This window comes from Vibrio sp. SCSIO 43009, from assembly GCF_023716525.1.
Classification (GTDB): Bacteria; Pseudomonadota; Gammaproteobacteria; order Enterobacterales; family Vibrionaceae; genus Vibrio; species Vibrio alginolyticus.
In genome coordinates this window covers 1,079,862-1,101,471 of sequence record NZ_CP071842.1, presented here as the reverse complement: position 1 = coordinate 1,101,471, position 21,610 = coordinate 1,079,862, and the positions used below count along the sequence as shown (strand labels likewise).

Below are 21,610 nucleotides of genomic sequence, written 5' to 3'. Positions count from 1 at the left end.
TTGTCGGATACCGCTTAGTTCAACAAGAGACTGTCATCTGCCAGCTCTTCACCACGCACTTTGGAGAACATATCCAACAAGTCTGGTACTTGCATGTTAGCGCGCTGCTCTCCAGCCACATCAAGCACAATTTCACCTTGGTGAAGCATTACGGTCCTATCGCCACATGCTAATGCGTCTTTCATCGAATGCGTCACCATCATCACGGTTAAATCGAACTCATCGACAATACGTTTAGTTAAGTCGATAACAAACGCCGCCATACGAGGATCAAGCGCAGCCGTGTGTTCATCAAGCAACAACAACTTACTCTCCGATAACGTCGCCATCACAAGGCTAACGGCTTGTCGTTGTCCACCAGACAGCAACCCAATGCTATCGCCCAAGCGGTCTTCTAAACCAAGACCGAGGATGCTAATTCTCTCTTGGAACAGCTTGCGACGTTTAGTAGAGAGCGCCAACCCCCAGCTGCGTTTTTTACCACGCATGTGCGCTAGAGCCATGTTCTCTTCTATCGTCAGTTCACCACAAGTCCCGGCCAATGGATCTTGAAACACTCGGGCGCATTGCGTCGCACGTTGGGCTACCGTCTGCTTGGTGACGTCTTTGCCATCAATGATCACCTGACCACCTATCATCGGCGTCTCACCTGTCACCGCACCAAGCAACGTCGATTTTCCTGCGCCATTAGAACCAATCACGGTAAGAAATTGATGCTCTGGAACCTCTAAAGAGACGCCTTTCAATGCACGATTTTCCAAAATCGTCCCTGGGTTGAACGTGACCTGAATGTTATTTAGTTCGATCATAATGCCTCCCCAGAACCATTTTTTGATGCCGCTTGTTTAGCATCAGTAACGCGTTGTTTCGCTCTCATGCTCTGTTTTAGCTTTGGAGCAATAAGCGCCACAGCCACCAATACTGCGGTAACCAGGTTGAGGTCTGAAGCTTGTAAACCAAACATGCCAGAACTCAAAGCGAAAGCCACTGCAAGACGATAAAGTACCGAACCGATGATGACCGCAAATACCGCAACCCAAATCTTGCGCCCGGGAATAAGGGTCTGCCCCAAAATCACAGCTGCCAAACCAACGACAATGGTGCCCACGCCAGAGGTCACATCCGCAAAGCTGTTCGTTTGTGCAAACAACGCGCCTGCGAATCCCACAAACCCGTTGGATAAAGCCAAGCCAAAGTAGGTATAAAAGCCAGTGCTCGCCCCTTGCGCAGAAACCATACGCGCATTCACACCCGTGGCTCGTAAACCAAGACCAAAGTCGCTGTTCAGCAGGCGAATGACAAAGAAAGCGGAGAGAAGAACTAAGGCCCCAACAACCAGAGGGCGAATAAACATCGCATCGCCCAATGCTTCAAACGGAGTGAGAATCGTATCCTCTCCAAGCAACGCCATATTAGGTTTGCCCATAATACGAATATTAATTGAAAATGCAGCGATCATGGTAAGAATGGAAGCTAACAGGTGTAAAATACCACACCGAACAGCCAGAAAAGCGGTTACCCACCCCGTCATACTACCAGCTATCATCGCCATTATTGTCGCAAGCCAAGGATTAATACCTGCGACAATCGCCGTTGCAGCTACCGCAGCTCCCATTGGAAAGCTGCCATCCACACTCAAATCGGGGAAATCGAGAACACGGAACGTAAGATACACACCCAGAGCGACTAGGCCATAAATCAAGCCAATTTCGAGTGCACCAAAAAAAGCAAATGCAGACATAACTGCTCCTTTCTGCATGCTCAGGCTGGCTAATACCAACCTGAACTTAAGACTTCTAACGTATACTCCCCTTCTTCTCTAGCAGAATGCTCTACACGAGAAATCCGGCGAGTATCAATTTTGGGGCAAGCGTCTACCAACCAACGTGACAGGCTTAACCCCCAAAAAGCGTTACTTATTGCATGCTTGTCGCACGTTCAACCACAGAATTTGGCAGCTTGATACCGAGCTTAGATGCTGCGCTTTCATTAATTACAAGGTCAGAGCCCGTCGCGACTTTTACATCCAGCTTGCCTGGTTCTTGACCATCAAGAATCGCCGCCACGTAATCCGCGGTTTGTACACCAACCTGGTAGTAGTCAAAACCTAAGCCTGCAATTGCACCTTTTTCGACATACGACGTCGCGCCACCAAATACAGGTTTCTTCGCTTGATTCGCTGCCACAATCATTCCTTCAATCGCACTTGCAACTGTATTGTCTGTTGGGGCGTAAAGAATGTCTGATTTCGCTGCAATCGCTTGAGTCGCAGACTGAACATCAGCACTTTTTAGTGCGGTCGCTTCAACCACTTGTATGCCTTTTGCTTTTGCGCTTTCTTTTAGTAATTCAACTAAAGTCACGGCATTAGCTTCACCGGGATTAAATACAACCCCGATGCTTTTCACCTGAGGAAGAATTTCTTGGATGAGATCGACATGCTGAGCAACGGGTGAAAGATCAGACAGGCCAGTTACGTTTTTGCCTGGTTGTTCCATCGACTTAACCAATTTCGCACCAACCGGATCTGTTACCGCAGTAAAGACAACAGGAATAGAGCGAGTAGCCGACACCAAGGCTTGTGCCGAAGGTGTCGCGATGCCAACTAACACATCAGGATTTTCACCGACGTACTGACGGGCAATTTGCACCGCAATCGCTGGATTACCCTGTGCGGTCTTATAATCAAATTCTAGATTTTTGCCTTCTTCGTAGCCTTTCGCTTTCAAACCATCAAGTAACCCTTGGCGCGTCGCGTCTAACGCCGGGTGTTCGACAATCTGTGAAACTGCGACAGTTGCAGTGGCGGCCAGTACATTGGTAGAAGAGAAAATAGCAGTAGCTGATAGAACGGCAGTGGCTAATAAACGTTTCGTTTTCATCATAACTCCTTGATGTGACTTCGTCCTTGTTTCACGAGCTTTCAATATGTGTATCGACTCGTGAATTCAAATGTTTGAAGGCGGTATTGTTGTGTTCATATAACTGTGCACTTCTTGCGCATCTTGTTTTTATTATTACTACTAAGTCTTAGTAAAGAAAAGAAAGATTTAACACTAAAGTAACATTTGTGATCGGGGGGACTTCTTCATCCGGAAAGAATCTTTGGTAAACAAAGCTTCGCTCGCTTCATCAACGACCGTCAAAGTAGGTAATAGAGGCAGGATCAAAAATGGAGCGGCCAGTGCACACTCCATTTCAAACAATTTAAATTAGAACCAACGCTCTAATGACGATTTATCGAGCTGGCGAAACGCTCGGTTCAGTATTATCGCAAGCTCTTTGTAACGAGGGCGAGCTTTGACAGGCTCTAATGCAAAACCTGTTTCCACAATTTTTTGATGCAACTCCCGATACCAAGAGGCCAAAGAAGGCGGCAATTTCGTGTTGGATCGAGCCCCAAGCCACCAAATGCCTTGAAGTGGCAAGCTAATCGCAAACAAGGCGACAACAATGGATTGAGGTAAAGCGTGGTAATTGTTGAATGCCATTTGAGTGAGTACGCTGATCGCAGCAACAGCTGGCATGACTTTAATGCCAAAGCGAGTCGCCTTAATGATACGCTGTTCCGGAAATATGGCGCTTAGCTCTTTACGAACCGGCCAGATCTCCATGTAATTCTGGCCATCTTTCAGGCTATGGATCAATCCGACTTTATTACTCATACCGTTCTCTCACTAAAAAATAGTTGAACATTTCAACTGAAGGTACAAAAAATTGATGAAAGTTAATATTCTTTCAAATTTTTTTTGTTATCATTGCTTATTATCGCTATCCTTTGCAGACCCTCAATCTCATTGTTGCTGTTATTTACAATTTAAGCAACTCCGAGATATCTATCTGCACGGATCGCATCATAGTGATGGAAGGGTTCATCACTATTTCTTTATATGGAATTAGAACAATTTTTGACCAGGATTAGTACGCAGCCTTCTGGGTATCGGCTATTCTTGTGATTAATTTTTCATTCTTTAACTGATTTTTTATCAGACGAATAACAGGTAGTCATACATGTCTAAGCTAGTTTTAGTTTTAAACTGCGGTAGTTCTTCTCTTAAATTTGCCGTTGTTGATGCCGAGAACGGCGACGAGCACTTGTCAGGTCTTGCTGAGTGTCTTCACCTTCCTGAAGCTCGCATCAAGTGGAAACTTGATGGCAAGCACGAAGCTCAACTAGGCAATGGTGCAGCTCACGAAGAAGCACTAGCGTTTATGGTAGAAACTATTCTTGCTTCTAAGCCAGAGCTTAAAGCTAACCTAGGCGCAATCGGTCACCGTATCGTTCACGGCGGCGAGCAGTTCACTCAATCTGCACTAATTACTGATGAAGTTCTAAAAGGTATTCAAGACGCTGCAACATTTGCACCTCTTCATAACCCTGCTCACATCATCGGTATCGAAGCGGCTAAGAAAAACTTCCCAGAGCTGAAAAACGTTGCTGTATTTGACACTGCGTTCCACCAAACTATGCCTGAAGAGTCTTACCTATACGCTCTTCCATACAACCTATACAAAGAACACGGTATCCGTCGTTACGGCATGCACGGTACTTCTCACTTGTTCATCACTCGTGAAGTTGCAGGCCTACTAAACAAACCAGTTGAAGAAGTAAACATCATCAACTGTCACCTAGGTAACGGCGCATCTGTATGTGCGATCAAGAACGGTCAATCTGTAGACACTTCTATGGGTCTTACTCCACTTGAAGGTCTGGTAATGGGTACTCGCTGTGGCGACATCGACCCTGCTATCGTCTTCCACCTACACGACGCTCTAGGTTACTCTGTTGATCAAATCAACACGATGCTAACTAAAGAGTCTGGTCTTCAAGGTCTAACTGAAGTGACTTCTGACTGTCGTTTCGTTGAAGACAACTACGGTCAAAAAGAAGAAGCAACACGCGCAATGGACGTGTTCTGCCACCGTCTAGCTAAATACGTTGCTGGCTACACTGCTTCAATGGAAGGCCGTCTAGACGCAATCACTTTCACTGGCGGTATCGGCGAGAACTCTGGCCCTATCCGTGAAATGGTTCTAAACCGTCTTGGCATCTTCGGTATCGAAGTAGATAGCGAAGCTAACCTTAAAGCTCGCTTCGGCGGCGAAGGCGTTATCACGACTGAAAACAGCCGTATCCCTGCAATGGTTATCTCTACTAACGAAGAGCTAGTCATCGCTGAAGACACTGCTCGCCTGACAGGTCTTTAATTGAATTCCTGGCTAGCCACTCGGCTAGCCAGATTTTCATTCAAACGAATTTCTTAGGGGCTCAACTCCTATTCTTCGAGCTTCATGGAATAAGAGTTGAGCTTTTATCCCCCAAATAGCTAAAGGTACTCTACGAATGTCTCGTACTATTATGCTTATCCCTACTAGCGCAGGCGTTGGCCTAACAAGCGTTAGCATGGGTGTTCTTCGCGCTATGGAGCGTAAAGGCGTTAAAGTTTCTTTCTACAAGCCAATCTGTCAGCCACGTTCAGGTGGTGATCAGCCAGATCTGACTTCAACTATCGTTGGTCGTAACAGCGATATGAAGATCGGTGAACCAATGGCGATGTCTGTTGCTGAAAGCCTAATCGGTAACGACAACATGGACGAGCTGCTAGAAACCGTTGTTGAACGTTACAACCAAATCAACAAAGACGCAGACGTTACGCTAATCGAAGGTCTTGTACCTACTCGTAAGCACCCATTTGCAAACCAAGTAAACGCGGAAATCGCGGCAACACTTGGTGCAGAAATCGTGCTAGTTGCGACTCCAGGTACAGATAACCCTGCGCAACTGAAAGAGCGTATCGAAGTAGCATGTTCTAACTTCGGCGGCACTAAAAACAAAAACATCTCTGGTGTTATCATCAACAAGCTAAACGCTCCTGTTGACGAAGCTGGCCGTACTCGCCCTGACCTATCTGAAATCTTTGACGATGCAGACAGCGCGAAACAAAACGAATTGAAAGTGATGGAAATTTTTAACACTTCTCCAATTCGTGTACTAGGTTGTGTGCCATGGAGCATTGATCTGATTGCGACTCGTGCAATCGACATGGCTAAACACCTGAAAGCAGATATCATCAACGAAGGTGACATCAACACTCGTCGCATCAAGAGCATCACTTTCTGTGCACGTTCTCTGCCAAACATGATTGAGCACTTCAAACCGGGCTCTCTACTTGTTACTTCTGCAGACCGTCCTGATGTTATCGTTGCTGCTTCTCTTGCTGCAATGAACGGTGTGGATATTGGTGCAGTACTGCTAACTGGCGGTTACGATATCCCTAGCGAAATCGAAGGCCTATGTAAACCAGCATTCGACACTGGTCTACCTATCTTCAAAGCACAAGGTAACACTTGGCAAACGTCTCTAAACCTACAGAGCTTCAGCATCGAAGTACCTGCAGACGATAAAGAGCGTATCGAGTTCATCAACGAACACGTTGCTGGCCACATTGACGGTAACTGGATCGAGTCTATGACTGAAGGCACTCAGAAGTCTCGTCGTCTAAGCCCACCAGCGTTCCGTTACCAGCTAACTGAACTTGCTCGTAAAGCAGGTAAGCGTATCGTTCTTCCAGAAGGTGACGAACCACGCACAGTTAAAGCAGCGGCAATCTGTGCTGAACGCGGCATTGCAGACTGTGTACTTCTAGGTAACCCAGATGAAATCCGTCGCGTAGCGGCTCAACAAGGCGTTGAGCTAGGTACTGGTGTAACCATCATCGATGCAGATGCTGTTCGTGAAAACTACGTTGCTCGCCTAGTTGAGTTGCGCGGTGCGAAAGGCATGACTGAAGTTGTGGCTCGTGAGAAGCTACAAGATTCAGTATTCCTAGGCACAATGATGCTTGAGAACGACGAAGTTGACGGCCTAGTTTCTGGTGCTGTTCACACTACGGCGAACACTATCGTTCCTCCGTTCCAAATCATCAAGACGGCACCAAATGCGTCTATCGTATCTTCAGTATTCTTCATGCTTCTGCCTGATCAAGTACTGGTTTACGGTGACTGTGCAATCAACCCAGATCCAACTGCTGAACAGCTTGCTGAAATCGCTATCCAATCTGCTGACTCTGCAGCAGCATTTGGTATCGAACCACGCGTTGCAATGATCTCTTACTCTACTGGTGAATCTGGTAAGGGTGCAGACGTTGATAAAGTACGTGAAGCAACAAAACTGGCTCAAGAGAAACGTCCTGATCTTATCATTGACGGTCCTCTACAGTACGACGCTGCTATTATGGAAAACGTTGCTGCTTCTAAAGCACCAAACTCTCCAGTTGCAGGTAAAGCGACAGTATTTGTATTCCCAGACCTAAACACGGGTAACACGACTTACAAAGCGGTACAACGTTCAGCTGACCTAGTATCTATCGGTCCAATGCTGCAAGGTATGCGTAAGCCTGTAAACGACTTGTCTCGTGGCGCGCTAGTAGACGACATCGTGTACACCATCGCTCTAACAGCTATCCAAGCAGACCAAGAAGCTAAATAATCGCTTCTGACATCTAGTTGGATATAGATGCAAAGCCCTCGATTCGTCGAGGGCTTTTTCTATTGCTGGCCAGAACACTTATTTGTTTTTTGTACCAATCACTGCACAACCTATAATTACTGGTGCACAAAGCTTTTCTCCCTATCGCCCCCCATACCTAATCGACATTGCTCGTGCTTGTTCTTACACCGATTGACCCACTCCCAAAAATGCATTGGCTCCAAACCAGCACGGTCCCTGTTCAATTTATCGGCATTATTTACGTTTTAGCTAAACTTTTTTGCTAGGAAATACGTAAAAGCTACTGCAATACACAAACTCATTGACTGCTAAGGAATATATATGAAGGATTTCATCAATACATCACTGATAAAGTTTGGTTTAGCTGCGTTTCTGATTAGTTTTTCTTCATTCAGCTTTTCCGCCCCGAGTATTAAAGGCGTCGATCAAGATATGTCCGGAGGAACGGTGACCGCTGAAATGGCTCATGCTGATGACAATGGGTGGATGGTTGTCCACCGAACAGACGAATCAATGAAGCCTGGTCCTGTTATCGGCTACGCTCCGTTAAAAATGGGAAAGAATGAAAACGTAAATGCAATTTTGATGGAACCAGTAGAATCAGGCGATATGCTGATGTTAATGGTCCACGGAGAGAAAGGTGGCATGAAGACTGGTGTGTTTGAGTATACGCTCGGCGCTAAAGAGGACGGTCCTGTAAAAGTGGACGGAAAGCTAGTGATGGACATCGTACGCGCTAAGTAAGGTGGCGATGAATGAAAAAGTAAACTTCCTACTCCCGGTATTTAGATGTCACAAAAGTACTTAACGGCATTGCTAACCGTTAAGTACTTTTTCATTTGCGATGGAAGCAGCAAACTAGCCAATCCTTTCTCTTCCATGAGGAGTATTTAGGTCTAAATCAGGCCCTTTTGGTACAACTTGCGTCGGATTAATCCCAGTGTGGCTGAAGTAGTAGTGGCGTTTAATGTGATAGAAATCCGTCGTATCTTCGACGCCTTTTACTTGATACAACTCTTTTAAGTAGCCTTGTATATTTTCGTAGTCTGCGATGCGCTGCTTGTTACACTTGAAATGCCCCACATACACCGCATCAAAACGAATAAGAGTCGTAAACAAACGCCAATCCGCCTCAGTAATTGTGTTCCCTGCTAAGTAACGATGCGTAGCTAGGTGAGCATCGATTTTATCTAATGCATTAAACAAAGAATCAAACGCTTCTTCATACGCCTCTTGCGTAGTCGCGAAGCCACAACGATACACTCCGTTGTTGACATTCGGATAAACAAAATCGTTCCACTCATCAATAACGTGTTTTAGATGTTCTGGATAGTAGTCGTCGCGATTCCCTGTTAACGCATTGAACTCCGAGTTAAACATACGAATGATCTCTGACGACTCGTTTGACACAATAGTATTGGTCTTTTTATCCCAAAGTACAGGCACGGTTACGCGGCCCGTGTAATCGGGTTTGGCCTGCGTGTAAATTTGATACATGCGCGTGTGACCAAACAATGGCTCAGGAAGCCCCATTTGCCAACCTTGGCTGAGCATATCAGGGCAAACGACCGTGACATCAATATGTGGTTCTAAACCTTTCAGCTTGCGGAAAATGAGGGTTCGATGTGCCCACGGACAAGCAAGAGAGACATACAAATGGTATCGACCGGACTCTGGTGTAAACTCCGCATCAGGGTCGTTTTTAACCCAGTTACGGAATCCGGCATCTTCGCGCACAAATTTGCCACCATTTGATTTTGTGTCATACCAGACATCTTGCCAAACACCTTCAACCAACTTACCCATGATTGCTCTCCTCTCGTTCTGTTTGTGTCTATATTAGCGTTTCCTATCAAACAGAGAATCATCGAACTTAGGACATCATGTTCAAGAAATTCGAATGTATAAATCAGACACATAAAAAAAGCGCGACCCGATGAAGGTGTCGCGCTTAAGCCCGTCACAGGCTGAATTTATACACTAACGTGTAAACAAGATACCGCGTGAACGTCATTACCTAAAATGGTTGGCTTTGTCTTCGCACACTCTTCGGTTGCTTGTGGGCAACGAGTGCGGAATACACAACCCGACGGTGGGTTGATAGGTGAAGGAAGATCACCCTCTAGCATTTGGATTTTCTTATTGCGCTCAATATCCGGGTCCGGGATCGGAACCGCAGACATCAGCGCACGCGTATATGGGTGCTTAGGATCAGCAAACAGAGCCTCGGCCTCGCCAAGTTCCACGGCATTACCTAAATACATAACTAAAACGCGATCTGAAATGTGTTTAACGACAGACAAGTCATGCGCAATGAATACCAGAGAAAGCCCTAACTCTTTTTGAATCTCTTTAAGCAGGTTAACAACCTGAGCTTGAATAGATACATCAAGCGCCGATACTGGCTCGTCACAAATGATCATCTTAGGCTTAAGGATAAGCGCACGCGCTATCCCGATACGCTGACACTGACCACCCGAGAACTCGTGTGGGTAACGGTTAATCACGTTAGGTAATAGGCCAACTTTCGCCATCATCTCTTTAACGCGATCTTTCACTTCCTGCTTAGACAGTTCTGGATAGAATGTCTCAAGAGGTTCAGCAATGATATCACCAACAGTCATACGCGGATTCAGCGATGCCAATGGGTCTTGGAAAATCATCTGAATTTCTTTACGCGTCTCACGGCGCTGAACGCTTTTCATTTTAGTAAGGTCTTGACCCAACCAAACTACTTGGCCGTCAGTAGCTTCAACCAGACCAATGATGGCACGAGCAAACGTCGATTTACCACAACCTGATTCACCTACTACACCAAGCGTTTCCCCTTCGTATAGTCGAACGTTCACGCCATCTACCGCTTTCAGGCTCGAAGGCTTTGACCACGGCCATGCCGACTTTGAGGCAATGCTGAAGTGAACTTTCAGCTCAGAAATGTCCAGAATTAGTTTTTTGTCTACTGCGTTCATTTGTTCCAAGCCTCCCATTCAGAAAAACATGCACGCTGACGACCATCACCAAATGGTGTCAGAATTGGCGCCTCGCGCTTACAACGATCCATCACACGGTGACAGCGCTCTTGATAAGGGCAGCCCGGCGGTAGACGAAGCAAGTTTGGTGGATTACCAGGAATGGTCGGCAGAATTTCACCCTCAGTATCGAGGCGAGGAATCGCCTTCAGCAGCCCCTCCGCATAAGGATGGCTTGGATTGTAGAAAATTTCGTTTACGTTACCGTACTCCATAGTACGGCCTGCATACATCACCAGCACCTTGTCACACGAACCTGCAACCACACCAAGGTCGTGCGTGATCATGATGATCGCTGTGTTGAACTCAGATTTCAGCTCATTCAACAAGTCCATGATCTGTGCTTGTACCGTCACATCAAGTGCTGTTGTTGGCTCATCGGCAATAAGCAGTTTAGGACGACATAACAACGCCATCGCGATCATTACACGCTGACGCATACCGCCTGAAAACTCATGCGGGTACATCGTGATACGCTTACGCGCTTCAGGGATTTTTACCGCTTCCAGCATGCGTACTGATTCTTCAAATGCTTCCGCTTTGCCCATGCCTTTGTGCAGCATAAGCACTTCCATCAACTGATCACTCACTTTCATGTAAGGGTTCAGTGATGTCATTGGGTCTTGGAAGATCATTGCGATCTGTTCCGCACGCACTTTGTTCAGTTCTTTTTCTGGTAAGTTTAGGATTTCTTTGCCTTCAAACTTTGCGCTACCAGAAATAATACCGTTCTTAGCCAAAAGGCCCATGATTGCGAATACGGTTTGAGATTTACCTGATCCCGACTCTCCAACGATACCTAAGGTTTCGCCTTGGTTTAGAGAAAAGTTCAAATCGTTTACTGCGGTTACGATACCATCTTGCGTGGTGAATTCGACGCGCAGATCTTTGACATCTAATAAGCTCATCATTGCTTCCTTAATCTTATCTTTTAATTATCTGTCTTTTGGATCCAGCGCATCGCGCAGGCCGTCACCAACGTAGTTGAAGCAGAATAGCGTCACAACCATGAACACTGCTGGGAATGCCAGCTGCCAGATTGCTACTTCCATTGTCTGTGCACCTTCTTGTAGAAGAGCGCCCCAACTTGTCATTGGTTCCTGAACACCAAGACCAAGGAATGATAGGAATGATTCCGTTAGAATCATACTTGGGATAAGCAGCGTAGAGTATACCGCTACAATACCCAGTACGTTCGGTACGATATGACGAGTAATGATTTTCCAGTTGCTTACACCACACACATGTGCCGCTTCGATAAACTCCTTGCTACGTAGACTAAGAGTCTGACCACGTACGATACGCGCCATATCTAGCCATGCGATAGCACCAATCGCAACGAAGATCAGCATGATGTTACGACCGAAGAATGTTACCAGTACAATCACCAGGAACATAAACGGTACCGCGTATAAAATTTCTAGAATACGCATCATTACGCGGTCAACTTTACCGCCGATGAAACCAGATGCTGCGCCGTAGAGCGTACCAATCAGTACCGCTACAAATGCACCCATAACACCTACCATCAACGAAATACGACCTCCAATTAGCGTACGCACGTATAAATCACGGCCTAAGCTGTCAGTACCAAACCAATGGTCAGCATTCGGTGCAACGTGCATCGCGTACCAGTCAGTATCATCAAATGTGTACGGAGCGATCATTGGCAGGATAATAACCGCCAACGTCATTAGAACAAGAAGGAATAAGCTCACCATCGCCGCTTTGTTGCGCATGAAACGGATACGAGCATCTTGCCAAAGACTGCGACCTTCAATCTCCAAGTTTTCGGAGAATTTCTCAATCGCTTCTAGGTTTTCTTTTTTCGTTAACATAACCAAACGTCCCTGTTAGTAGCGAATTTTCGGGTCAATCATCGCAAGTAAAATATCTACAATCGCGTTGAATAGAATGAATAGGAAACCAATCAGAATGGTTACCCCCATTACTAGCGAGTAGTCACGGTTAAACGCAGCGTTAACGAATAGTTTACCAATACCAGGCAGACCAAAAATGGTTTCGATAACAACGGAACCGGTGATGATACCTACGAAAGCTGGGCCCATGTAAGAAACAACAGGGAGAAGTGCCGGCTTAAGAGCGTGTTTGATAATGATATAACGGTAACTTAGACCTTTAGCACGTGCCGTACGAATAAAGTTACTGTTTAGGGTTTCGATCATCGAACCACGCGTGATACGAGCAAAGGTAGCAACATACAGTAGCGACATACCAATAACAGGAAGCACTAAATACTGCCAGCTACCATCTTGCCAACCGCCCGCAGGGAAGATATTCCAATGAAGCGAGAATATGTAGATAAGCGCAGGCGCTAATACAAAGGATGGCATTACGACACCAAGCATCGCAGTCGACATAATGGTGTAATCAATCCAAGTATTTTGCTTGAGCGCAGCAATGGTACCGACGGTAACCCCCATTATCAAAGTAAAGATAAAGGCGATGAAGCCCACTTTAGCCGAAACAGGTAAGGCAACCGCGATCAGCTCGTTTACTGAGTAATCAAGGTATTTAAATGACGGTCCGAAATCACCTTGGATAACATTGGTCAAATACGTGGTGTATTGTTCAAATACAGGTTTATCCAAGCCATATTTAGCTTCGATATTTGCCATTACTTCGGGTGGCAATGGACGCTCTGTCGAGAAAGGGTTTCCCGGTGCAAAGCGCATAAGAAAGAAAGATACGGTGATCAAAACCAACATTGTTGGGATCGCCTCAAATATCCTTTTTGCGATGAATTTAAGCATAAACTCACTCTTTCAGTCTGTGACAGTTAAATTAAAGAAGTCGTCCAATTCTTTTGGACTAAAGATAGGCGCTACATGCAATTTCTCACATGTAGAGCCTCATTTTTATAGTTCTATCGAGTTACGAATTACTCTGTGATGTAGAGATCTTTAGAGTAAATCTTGTCTTCCGCGTTATTTATTGGGAAGCCACCAACTTTCGGTGATAGTAGACGTGATTTCACGTACTGGTAGATAGGTGCGATTGGCATATCTTTTGCCATCAACTTCTCTGCTTCTAGGTAAAGCGCTTGACGCTCTTCGTCAGAAGTTGAAGCAAATGCTTTGTTCATGATCGCATCGTACTCTTTGCTGTCGTAGTGAATACCACCAGTAGTGTTATTACTCATCATCAGCGTTAGGAAAGATGAAGCTTCGTTGTAGTCGCCACACCAACCTGCACGAGCAACCTCAAAGTTGCCAGAATCTTTGGTAGATAGGTAAGTTTTCCACTCTTGGTTTTCTAGCGTAACGTCTAGACCAAGCGTCTTCTTCCACATTGAACCCAGTGCAACCGCAAGTTTCTTGTGGTTCTCTGATGTATTGTATAGAAGGTTAAATTCAAGAGGGTTGTCTGCGCCGTAACCCGCTTCTTCCAATAGACGCGCAGCTTCTGCGTTACGCTCTTCTTGCGTCATTTTGCCGTATGCAGGAATTTCTGGGTTGAAACCTGCCGTAATTTCAGGTGTTAGGAAGTAAGCTGGCTTTTGACCTTGACCTAAAATCGCATCAGTCACAATGTTACGGTCAATCGCATAAGAAATCGCTTTACGCACACGAACATCATCAAACGGCTTTTTCTTCGTATTGAAGATGTAGTAGTAAGTACATAAGTTACCGGTTACAGACACTTCTTGTGGGTGCTCTTTCTTCAGACGCTTGAAGTGCTCTGTAGGCAGCTCGTTCGTGAAGTCGATTTCACCCGCTAGGAAGCGGTTCATTTCCGCTACTTGGTTCTCGATTGGTAGGAAAGTAACTTGGTCAAGCGTCGTGTTTTCGTTGTCCCAGTACTGTTCGTTACGTTTTAGAACCAAACGCTCGTTTACAACCCAGTTGTCAACAACATAAGCACCGTTACCTACAAAGTTCTCTGGCTTCGTCCATTGATCGCCGAACTTTTCAACAGTTGCTTGATGAACAGGTTTCACTGTCGTGTGGCCCATCATCATTACAAAATATGGTACTGCAGTATCTAACTCAACCACTAACGTGTGATCGTCAACCGCTTTAACACCTAACTCGCTCTTATCTTTTTTACCCGCAACAATGTCTTTTGCGTTCTTCATCTTGGTGTATTCCATGTACCAAGCATATGGAGAGGCGGTTGCTGGATCGACTGCGCGTTGGAAGCTGTAAACGAAATCACCTGCAGTGACAGGATCACCGTTTGACCATTTTGCGTCTTCACGTAAGTGGAAAGTGTATGTTTTGTTGTCTTCAGTTTCCCAAGATTCTGCAACACCAAGGATAGTGTTACCGTCCGCATCTTGGTTTACAAGGCCTTCAAGAAGATCGCGAATCACGTGGGATTCTGGAACACCTTGAGATTTATGAGGGTCTATTGTCGCAACTTCTGTACCGTTACCACGCACCAATTCTTGAACAGCAGCAAGTTTTGGCTCTTTAGAATCAGATTTAGCTTCAGGGGCTGGAGCCGGAGCAGGCTCAGCAGCTTGTTTCTCCGCAGGCTTTTCACCACAACCAGCTAGAGCGAGAGAAAGACCAGCACCAATAAATAAAGCGCGCGTGATTTTATTCTTATACATGCGTAAAACTCCAAATTTTTTCGTTAGCATCCATGACTTCTTTGTAAGGGCCTGGAACGGTCAGAGTTTTAGATTTTTTTAGTGCACTTTCTGAGCACAAAAGTCTAAAACCTTACAAAGACTGCGGCACACATTAGCAATCATTGAAGTAATTTGCCATAAAAATGTAGCAAAAAAACCAATAATGCTGACTAAACCACACATATCTAGCAGTAAACTCTAACCCCAAAGCATTCACCAGCCAAATAAAGACCAGAAGCGACATTTAACAGGCGAAACTTTCGATTAATCTGAGTTTAAACCATTTACTAGCATCTTATGCTAGATATTTACACATCATTTAACATTTATGACAAATCAAGTCTAACAAATAATTGTTTATATATTGGGCAAAAAACTTTTATTGTGAAGAATATCACCAGACAAAAGATAGGAAATATTGAAACAAAGTGAGCAATACAATGAAGATAAATACAAAAAAAGCTAAGTACCATTAGCACTTAGCTTTTTTCACTAGAATGCGGGTTAGTTCTATTTTTCCCAACGCTGTGCAGCTTGATGATCGGTGTCGCGCGACTCAACCCAACGATCTTCATTCGTCGTACGCTCTTTTTTCCAAAATGGAGCTTGGGTTTTCAGATAATCCATGATGAACTCGCACGCATCAAATGCCGCGCCGCGGTGCGCACTGGAAACGCCCACAAATACAATTTGATCACCGCTATCCATGTCTCCGACGCGATGAATCACGCGTACACCTAATAGTGGCCAGCGAGACTCAGCTTGATCACAAATGTCGCTCAAGCTCTTCTCTGTCATCCCCGGATAGTGCTCTAGATGTAAACCAATGACATTATCCCCAAGGTTCATATCTCGAACTTTACCAACGAATGTAACGACAGCACCGGCAGCCGTCCCTTCAGATAGACGTTGATATTCTTGCTCAACCGAAAAGTCTTCAATTTGTACAGAAACACGAGAATCCATCTTAACCCCCAGTTACCGGCGGGAAAAACGCAACTTCGTCACCTGCTTTTACTTGTGTATCCAGAGGGACGATGGATTGGTTCACTGCAGCAAGTAGCTTTCCTGGCTCGAGCGCTAAATCCCACTTGCCATCTTTCTTAGTGCCTTCTTCCACTAGATGTGCACGAATTGATTCAACCGTTTCAAACGGCCCGTCTAACTCGACACTGTCGATGCCAATCAGCTCGCGAGTTTGAGCAAAGAAAAGTACTTTAATCATGATTCCACCTTAAAGTGACCAGATTTACCACCCGTTTTCTCTAGTAGACGAACTTGACCAATGACCATGTCTTTTTGTACTGCTTTACACATATCGTAAATCGTTAGAGCAGCAACGGAAGCTGCCGTGAGCGCTTCCATTTCCACACCAGTTTTACCCGCAAGTTTACATACTGATTCGATGCGAACTTTGTTTTCTGCTTCGATAGCTTCCAGTTGAACTTCAACTTTAGAGAGTAGTAGCGGATGACAAAGTGGAATCAAATCCCAGGTTTTCTTCGCAGCTTGAATACCAGCAATACGAGCCGTCGCAAATACATCACCTTTGTGGTGCTGGCCAGAGACAATCAGTTGAAGTGTTTCTGGGGCCATGTGAACAAATGCTTCAGCACGAGCTTCACGAACCGTCTCCGTTTTTGCTGACACGTCAACCATGTTTGCTTCGCCAGAAGCATTGATATGTGTAAATTGGGTCATTGTTTTTCCTTCGCTTTTAGGAAAGGTTATACAGATAGGTGTGGCATGAAGTTACAAGGGCGATGACTTGCATCCAACTGCTGTTTAATAATTTTTGTCCAGCCTGTACGACACGCACCCGTTGAACCTGGCATTGCGAAGATCACGGTGTGGTTAGCAAAACCTGCAATCGCACGAGACTGAATGGTAGACGTACCGATCTCTTCGTACGACACCATACGGAACAACTCACCAAAACCTTCAACTTCTTTATCAAATAGAGGCTTAAGTGCTTCTGGCGTGCTATCACGTGAGGTGAAACCTGTACCGCCAGTAATCATGATCGCTTGTACGCTTTCATCAGCAATCCATTGAGAAACAATCGCGCGGATCTTGTACATGTCATCAATAACAATTTGCTTGTCTACTACGTTGTGACCCGCTTCTTGAGCATGCTCAGCTAGGTAACGACCAGAGGTATCGTTTTCTTCAGTACGAGTGTCAGATACCGTTAGAACGGCAATATTTGCAGGTTGGAATTTGCTTTCAGCGTGACCCATTTGTTCACCTATTCTCTTAATTAGCTTTGATACGCTTGGTATCGATTCGGAAAAAGTTAGAGCCAGCTTATCACTAAGCTCGCTCTAAAAGTTGAATGAAGTTAGCCGCCGATAGACGCGAGGTGTGGCGTCATACCAGTATTGCCATCATGCAAGAAATGGCTTACCGACTTGGTTTGTAACTGCGCCTGGATACGTTCAATAAGCTCACTCTCTTGCTCATCACGTTCCAAAAGATCACGCAATTCTACACCATGGTCTCCAAACAGACATAGGTGCAGCTTACCCATCGCAGAAACGCGCAGTCGGTTGCAGCTTTCACAAAAGTCTTTTTCATAAGGCATGATAAGACCTATTTCACCCTTGTAATCAGGATGAACAAATACTTGCGCAGGACCATCATTATGCGAGCGCACTTTCAGCAACCAACCATTTGCAATTAGCTGGTTACGAATTGCCACTCCGGATACATGGTGCTTATTAAATAGCTCATCCATCTCACCCGTTTGCATCAACTCAATGAAACGCAGTTGGATTGGACGATCTTTTATCCAGTTAAGAAACGCTGGCAGCTCGTGATGGTTCAGATCTTTCATCAACACCACATTAACTTTTACTTGCTCATAACCGACCTCGAACGCACGTTCGATACCATTCATGACTTCAGTAAACTTATTTTCACCTGTGATTTGATGAAACATACGCGGGTCAAGGCTATCCACACTGACATTAATGTGGGTTAAACCCGCTTCACGCCAATCTGCGACTTGTTTTGCCATGCGATAGCCATTGGTTGTCGTTGCAACTTTTTGAATGCCAGGCGTCGCCGCTACTGAATGGATAATGTCGGTAAAATCTTTGCGTAAGCTAGGCTCACCACCAGTGATGCGCACTTTTGACGTGCCACAATCAGCGAATGCTTTTACGACCCGTTTGATTTCAGGGAGAGATAAAAAAGACGAGTTTTTATTGCCCGAAGGCTTATAGCCATCAGGAAGGCAATAGGTACATTTGAAATTACATACGTCGGTCACAGACAGACGCAAGTAATAAAACTTACGATGAAATTTGTCTTCGAATTGTTGCGCCACGGAACACCTTTCCAAACACGGGAGGCATGGCCATTTCCAATCATGCCCTTGTGACAGTATGCCACTGGCTCAAAACGCTTATCCAAGGACTTAGCAATAGTGAGCTCGGAGTTATGGCAACCAGAGATATGAAATCTCTGATAGCTTTGCGGTGTAAAATACTTAATATTTGTAATGGAATCCAGACTTGAGTGATAAAAAACTCTCTAGAGACACAATTTACCGCTAAGTGAGTACCTTTAAGACACTCCTTAAGATAAATTGTAGCCGTTTTTTATTAGATTATTAGAAGAACATAATGAATATCTACACAGATAAAAAAGTGGTCGCTGTTGGCGGTGGTCATGGCTTAGGTCGAATGCTGGCCGCATTACGAGATTTTGGCAGCAATGCAACTGGGATTGTTGCCACGACTGACAATGGTGGTTCAACAGGAAGAATTCGTCACTGCCAAGGAGGAATCGCTTGGGGAGACACACGTAACTGTATTAATCAGCTCATTACAGAGCCTTCGATCAGTTCTATGATGTTTGAATATCGCTTCAAAGGCACTGGCGAACTTGATGGTCATAATCTTGGTAATTTGATGCTTACTGCACTCGATAACTTATCGGTCAGACCTTTAGATGCCATTAATCTGATTCGCAATATGTTAAAAGTCGACGTTAACATCCTTCCTATGTCCGAACACCCTTCGGATCTTTCCGCGTTATCCGTAGATGGGAAGTGGGTTACGGGAGAAACAAATGTCGACGAAATGAAAGCAGACTTGCGACGTTTGGATCTTTCACCAGAAGTGCCTGCTACCAAAGAAGCCATCACAGCTTTGGCGGAAGCGGACGCGATTATTCTTGGCCCTGGCAGTTTTTTAACTAGTATCATGCCTCCTTTATTGCTGCCTGAACTCGGCAAAGCGATTGCAGCAAACACAAAAGCAAAAGTCATTTTTGTTGCTAACCTGAGTCCAGAATACGGCCCAGCGGGACGAATGACGATGGCTCAAAAATTAGAATGGTGTGAACGTGCCTGTCAAGGAAGAAAAATAGACGTGGTTCTAGCAGAGAAAACCGAGCAAGACGTCTTAAGTCAATGGAATGTAGTGACGGAGTCACTCGCCTCCTCTAACCGAGACTGGCGTCACGATAGAAACAAGCTCAAACTAGCGATTGAAAATCAGCTACAACTTTCTATCTAGGAGCACGTTACCTGACTAGCGCCCTCTTTTAAGTTGTTTATTGATAATGAAAACCCTTCTGTCATCGAAGGGTTTTAGTTCAGGCATCCAGTAAGAACAGATGTTTACTAAGAAAAATGGTTAATAGGAATAAATAGCTACTGTCGCCAAGAGCGATAAGCATCTCGAGTTTCGTGCAAAAGATCGAACATAACCTCTAACACCTCAGACTCCGCAGTTAACTCACCGGCTTTCGCTTTTTTGTCTATGGACATCGCCAGTTCACAAAGGCGATCTGCCCCAAAGCTCGCAGCACTACTTTTCAACGCGTGGCTGATTTCTTTTGAGTAAGCTAATCGCTCTGCCCCCTGTAGTTGGGATAAGTTCTCGATATAGGTATCCATTTCTCCTAGGAAGATATCGAACAGTACAGGTACGTTGTCACTGCCAATTTCCATCGACAGTTCATCTATTTTTTGCTGATTTAATACATTTACACTCATACTTTTTGCCGCTCTTCCTTGCCGTTCCATGCCTGTAACTTGCGGTAAATCGTCGACGGACTGACATCAAGGTATCCCGCCGCTCGAGGAATATTGCCATCACATGCTTCAATCGCTTGCTCGATTGCCATTTTTTCCGTCATCCATAATGGCATAATCTCAGATGCGGTCATCGCTTTCGGCTCAATTAATTTAGCCACAGACGACGGACGGTCAAGCGGTTGATTCAACGGTGGCGGTAACATGTCCAACGTAATCTCTTTACCGTTGTTTAGAACAACGATATTGCGTAGCACGTTTTGTAACTGACGAACGTTACCCGGCCACTCATAGCTGTTGAATCGCTCGATGACATCTGGCGCAAAACGTATGAAGCTTTTTCCTTCTTCGTGTGACATGTAACCTAGCAGTGAGTATGCAATTTCAATAACATCTTCGCCTCGTTCGCGTAAAGGCGGTAAATGCAAAGGAATGACATACAAACGATAGTACAAATCTTCACGGAATCGACCTTCTTGTACCTCTTTCCAGGGATCACGGTTAGTGGCACAAACAAAGCGCACATCCACGCTCTTCATTTTTGAGGAACCCACTTTTTGGAATGTGCCCGTTTGAATAAATCGTAGCAACTTGGTTTGTAAATCCAAGTCCATCTCACAAAGCTCATCTAGAAAAAGTGTGCCGCCATCCGCTAACTCAGCTGCCCCTTGACGATCATTCGCAGCGCCAGTAAAGGCCCCTTTTACGTGACCAAACAGTTCACTCTCAATCAAATCTTTTGGAATTGCAGCACAGTTAATTGCAATAAAAGGTTTGTCACCACGTTTACTTGCTGCGTGAATAGCCTCGGCACATACCTCTTTACCAGTTCCACTTTCACCTGTGATAAAAATACTCGCTTTACTGCTCGCCGCTGAATCTATCGTACGGTAAACCTGCTGCATGGTTTGGCTACTGCCGATAAACCCCTGATAGCTCTGATTGCCTGGATTATCGGCTTCATTTTTTAGCTTGGTCGCTTTACGAATTGCATTGTTAACCGTGACACGTAAACGGTCTGCTTCACACGGTTTAATTAGAAAGTCTTGTGAGCCATGACGCATGGCCTCGACAGCGGTATCGATAGAACCGTGAGCGGTCATAAAAATTATAGGTACGTCGGGATGACTCTTTTTAACGGCATGTAAAACGTCCATCCCCGTCATATCTGGCAGACGGAGATCGAGTAAAATAAGATCTGGAATTCGATGATTTAGGCTCTCAATGGCATCCCTACCTGTGCCGACAATATTGATATCTATGCCAAGCGGTGTCAGGTATGAGCGGTACAGAGCCGCAACAGATGCGGTGTCCTCGACCATTAAAAGGTAACGAGACTTTGGGCCTTCGGGTTTTTGTTGCATAACCTAGCTATTATTTTGTTGTGTTTTAAACAATAATCGCATTACGCTTTGCATTTTGCA

Annotated in this window: 21 protein-coding genes and 1 riboswitch; of the genes, 4 read left to right on the top strand and 17 right to left on the bottom strand. The window is 45.2% G+C overall.

The features are described from left to right. Window positions 1-14: 14 nt before the first annotated feature. The 4 genes from J4N43_RS05220 to yfbV all read right to left on the bottom strand — a co-directional run bounded on the left by J4N43_RS05220 (window position 15) and on the right by yfbV (window position 3,665). A complete protein-coding gene (locus tag J4N43_RS05220; RefSeq protein ID WP_005387275.1) occupies window positions 15-809 on the bottom strand; it encodes an ABC transporter ATP-binding protein in 795 nt (264 codons plus the stop codon). Next, a complete protein-coding gene (locus J4N43_RS05215) occupies window positions 806-1,741 on the bottom strand; it encodes an ABC transporter permease (RefSeq protein ID WP_005380812.1) in 936 nt (311 codons plus the stop codon). Before J4N43_RS05215 ends, J4N43_RS05220 begins: the two co-directional genes overlap by 4 nt. A 175-nt stretch (window positions 1,742-1,916) precedes the next feature. Next, a complete protein-coding gene (locus J4N43_RS05210) occupies window positions 1,917-2,882 on the bottom strand; it encodes an ABC transporter substrate-binding protein (RefSeq protein WP_053349612.1) in 966 nt (321 codons plus the stop codon). Between the two features lie 330 nt (window positions 2,883-3,212). Beyond that, window positions 3,213-3,665: a terminus macrodomain insulation protein YfbV gene (yfbV, locus tag J4N43_RS05205; RefSeq protein WP_005380809.1), complete on the bottom strand. Its 453-nt coding sequence runs from the start codon at window positions 3,663-3,665 to the stop codon at window positions 3,213-3,215. Between the two features lie 346 nt (window positions 3,666-4,011). Between yfbV and J4N43_RS05200 the strand changes: the two genes are divergently transcribed. The 3 genes from J4N43_RS05200 to J4N43_RS05190 all read left to right on the top strand — a co-directional run bounded on the left by J4N43_RS05200 (window position 4,012) and on the right by J4N43_RS05190 (window position 8,254). Further along, window positions 4,012-5,208, top strand: a complete 1,197-nt coding sequence (locus J4N43_RS05200; protein ID WP_005380807.1) for an acetate kinase — start codon at window positions 4,012-4,014, stop codon at window positions 5,206-5,208. Between the two features lie 136 nt (window positions 5,209-5,344). After that, window positions 5,345-7,489, top strand: a complete 2,145-nt coding sequence (gene pta / locus J4N43_RS05195; RefSeq protein WP_005380805.1) for a phosphate acetyltransferase — start codon at window positions 5,345-5,347, stop codon at window positions 7,487-7,489. A 342-nt stretch (window positions 7,490-7,831) separates the two neighbouring features. Next, the gene (locus J4N43_RS05190) at window positions 7,832-8,254 is read left to right on the top strand and encodes a DUF7282 domain-containing protein (protein ID WP_005380804.1); all 423 of its coding nucleotides are present in this window, start codon (window positions 7,832-7,834) and stop codon (window positions 8,252-8,254) included. 114 nt (window positions 8,255-8,368) lie between these two features. Here the strand turns inward: J4N43_RS05190 and J4N43_RS05185 are convergent, their stop codons facing one another. The 11 genes from J4N43_RS05185 to moaA form a co-directional block, all read right to left on the bottom strand. Further along, window positions 8,369-9,316, bottom strand: a complete 948-nt coding sequence (locus J4N43_RS05185) for a glutathione S-transferase family protein (protein WP_053349611.1) — start codon at window positions 9,314-9,316, stop codon at window positions 8,369-8,371. A 167-nt stretch (window positions 9,317-9,483) separates the two neighbouring features. Further along, complete coding sequence (gene oppF, locus J4N43_RS05180; protein WP_005387265.1) at window positions 9,484-10,497, bottom strand: murein tripeptide/oligopeptide ABC transporter ATP binding protein OppF; 1,014 nt, start codon at window positions 10,495-10,497, stop codon at window positions 9,484-9,486. Next, window positions 10,476-11,447 (bottom strand): ABC transporter ATP-binding protein, encoded by a 972-nt coding sequence (locus J4N43_RS05175; RefSeq protein ID WP_005380792.1) that lies wholly within the window; start codon window positions 11,445-11,447, stop codon window positions 10,476-10,478. Before J4N43_RS05175 ends, oppF begins: the two co-directional genes overlap by 22 nt. Window positions 11,448-11,474: 27 nt before the next feature. Beyond that, on the bottom strand, window positions 11,475-12,377 hold the full coding sequence (gene oppC, locus J4N43_RS05170) for an oligopeptide ABC transporter permease OppC (RefSeq protein ID WP_017633861.1): 903 nt from the start codon (window positions 12,375-12,377) through the stop codon (window positions 11,475-11,477). Window positions 12,378-12,392: 15 nt separating this feature from the next. After that, window positions 12,393-13,313, bottom strand: a complete 921-nt coding sequence (gene oppB / locus J4N43_RS05165) for an oligopeptide ABC transporter permease OppB (RefSeq protein WP_005380786.1) — start codon at window positions 13,311-13,313, stop codon at window positions 12,393-12,395. A 128-nt stretch (window positions 13,314-13,441) separates the two neighbouring features. Then, window positions 13,442-15,118: an ABC transporter substrate-binding protein gene (locus J4N43_RS05160; protein ID WP_158159715.1), complete on the bottom strand. Its 1,677-nt coding sequence runs from the start codon at window positions 15,116-15,118 to the stop codon at window positions 13,442-13,444. 531 nt (window positions 15,119-15,649) lie between these two features. Continuing rightward, entirely contained in the window at window positions 15,650-16,105 is a 456-nt protein-coding gene (gene moaE, locus J4N43_RS05155) for a molybdopterin synthase catalytic subunit MoaE (RefSeq protein ID WP_017821374.1), read from the bottom strand. Window position 16,106: 1 nt separating this feature from the next. Then, window positions 16,107-16,364 carry a molybdopterin synthase sulfur carrier subunit gene (gene moaD / locus J4N43_RS05150; protein WP_005388938.1) on the bottom strand — a complete coding sequence of 86 codons (258 nt, stop codon included), beginning with the start codon at window positions 16,362-16,364 and terminating at the stop codon, window positions 16,107-16,109. Continuing rightward, on the bottom strand, window positions 16,361-16,840 hold the full coding sequence (moaC, locus tag J4N43_RS05145; protein WP_005380779.1) for a cyclic pyranopterin monophosphate synthase MoaC: 480 nt from the start codon (window positions 16,838-16,840) through the stop codon (window positions 16,361-16,363). Before moaC ends, moaD begins: the two co-directional genes overlap by 4 nt. A 26-nt stretch (window positions 16,841-16,866) precedes the next feature. Then, a complete protein-coding gene (moaB, locus tag J4N43_RS05140) occupies window positions 16,867-17,379 on the bottom strand; it encodes a molybdenum cofactor biosynthesis protein B (RefSeq protein WP_005388935.1) in 513 nt (170 codons plus the stop codon). Window positions 17,380-17,480: 101 nt separating this feature from the next. After that, window positions 17,481-18,470 (bottom strand): GTP 3',8-cyclase MoaA, encoded by a 990-nt coding sequence (moaA, locus tag J4N43_RS05135; RefSeq protein ID WP_017636052.1) that lies wholly within the window; start codon window positions 18,468-18,470, stop codon window positions 17,481-17,483. Next, window positions 18,459-18,593: riboswitch (molybdenum cofactor riboswitch) on the bottom strand. It overlaps the preceding gene by 12 nt. Before the next feature lie 175 nt (window positions 18,594-18,768). On the opposite strand from moaA, the gene J4N43_RS05130 reads away from it, so the two are divergent. Beyond that, window positions 18,769-19,665: a YvcK family protein gene (locus tag J4N43_RS05130; RefSeq protein ID WP_005388931.1), complete on the top strand. Its 897-nt coding sequence runs from the start codon at window positions 18,769-18,771 to the stop codon at window positions 19,663-19,665. Between the two features lie 137 nt (window positions 19,666-19,802). Here the strand turns inward: J4N43_RS05130 and luxU are convergent, their stop codons facing one another. Both luxU and luxO read right to left on the bottom strand, forming a co-directional pair. Next, window positions 19,803-20,147 (bottom strand): quorum-sensing phosphorelay protein LuxU, encoded by a 345-nt coding sequence (gene luxU / locus J4N43_RS05125; RefSeq protein WP_005380770.1) that lies wholly within the window; start codon window positions 20,145-20,147, stop codon window positions 19,803-19,805. Then, the gene (luxO, locus tag J4N43_RS05120; RefSeq protein WP_005380768.1) at window positions 20,144-21,550 is read right to left on the bottom strand and encodes a quorum-sensing sigma-54 dependent transcriptional regulator LuxO; all 1,407 of its coding nucleotides are present in this window, start codon (window positions 21,548-21,550) and stop codon (window positions 20,144-20,146) included. Before luxO ends, luxU begins: the two co-directional genes overlap by 4 nt. Between the last annotated feature and the right edge of the window lie 60 nt (window positions 21,551-21,610).

Bases quoted from the DNA above. Each gene is read 5' to 3' on its own strand.
- moaD (WP_005388938.1), bottom strand. From the start codon at position 16,364: ATGATTAAAGTACTTTTCTTTGCTCAAACTCGCGAGCTGATTGGCATC.
- J4N43_RS05130 (WP_005388931.1), top strand. From the start codon at position 18,769: ATGAATATCTACACAGATAAAAAAGTGGTCGCTGTTGGCGGTGGTCAT.
- oppB (WP_005380786.1), bottom strand. From the start codon at position 13,313: ATGCTTAAATTCATCGCAAAAAGGATATTTGAGGCGATCCCAACAATG.
- moaB (WP_005388935.1), bottom strand. From the start codon at position 17,379: ATGGGTCACGCTGAAAGCAAATTCCAACCTGCAAATATTGCCGTTCTA.
- pta (WP_005380805.1), top strand. From the start codon at position 5,345: ATGTCTCGTACTATTATGCTTATCCCTACTAGCGCAGGCGTTGGCCTA.
- luxO (WP_005380768.1), bottom strand. From the start codon at position 21,550: ATGCAACAAAAACCCGAAGGCCCAAAGTCTCGTTACCTTTTAATGGTC.
- oppC (WP_017633861.1), bottom strand. From the start codon at position 12,377: ATGTTAACGAAAAAAGAAAACCTAGAAGCGATTGAGAAATTCTCCGAA.
- J4N43_RS05190 (WP_005380804.1), top strand. From the start codon at position 7,832: ATGAAGGATTTCATCAATACATCACTGATAAAGTTTGGTTTAGCTGCG.
- J4N43_RS05160 (WP_158159715.1), bottom strand. From the start codon at position 15,118: ATGTATAAGAATAAAATCACGCGCGCTTTATTTATTGGTGCTGGTCTT.
- J4N43_RS05215 (WP_005380812.1), bottom strand. From the start codon at position 1,741: ATGTCTGCATTTGCTTTTTTTGGTGCACTCGAAATTGGCTTGATTTAT.
- J4N43_RS05200 (WP_005380807.1), top strand. From the start codon at position 4,012: ATGTCTAAGCTAGTTTTAGTTTTAAACTGCGGTAGTTCTTCTCTTAAA.
- J4N43_RS05220 (WP_005387275.1), bottom strand. From the start codon at position 809: ATGATCGAACTAAATAACATTCAGGTCACGTTCAACCCAGGGACGATT.
- moaC (WP_005380779.1), bottom strand. From the start codon at position 16,840: ATGACCCAATTTACACATATCAATGCTTCTGGCGAAGCAAACATGGTT.
- J4N43_RS05185 (WP_053349611.1), bottom strand. From the start codon at position 9,316: ATGGGTAAGTTGGTTGAAGGTGTTTGGCAAGATGTCTGGTATGACACA.
- luxU (WP_005380770.1), bottom strand. From the start codon at position 20,147: ATGAGTGTAAATGTATTAAATCAGCAAAAAATAGATGAACTGTCGATG.
- yfbV (WP_005380809.1), bottom strand. From the start codon at position 3,665: ATGAGTAATAAAGTCGGATTGATCCATAGCCTGAAAGATGGCCAGAAT.
- oppF (WP_005387265.1), bottom strand. From the start codon at position 10,497: ATGGGAGGCTTGGAACAAATGAACGCAGTAGACAAAAAACTAATTCTG.
- J4N43_RS05175 (WP_005380792.1), bottom strand. From the start codon at position 11,447: ATGAGCTTATTAGATGTCAAAGATCTGCGCGTCGAATTCACCACGCAA.
- J4N43_RS05210 (WP_053349612.1), bottom strand. From the start codon at position 2,882: ATGAAAACGAAACGTTTATTAGCCACTGCCGTTCTATCAGCTACTGCT.
- moaE (WP_017821374.1), bottom strand. From the start codon at position 16,105: ATGGATTCTCGTGTTTCTGTACAAATTGAAGACTTTTCGGTTGAGCAA.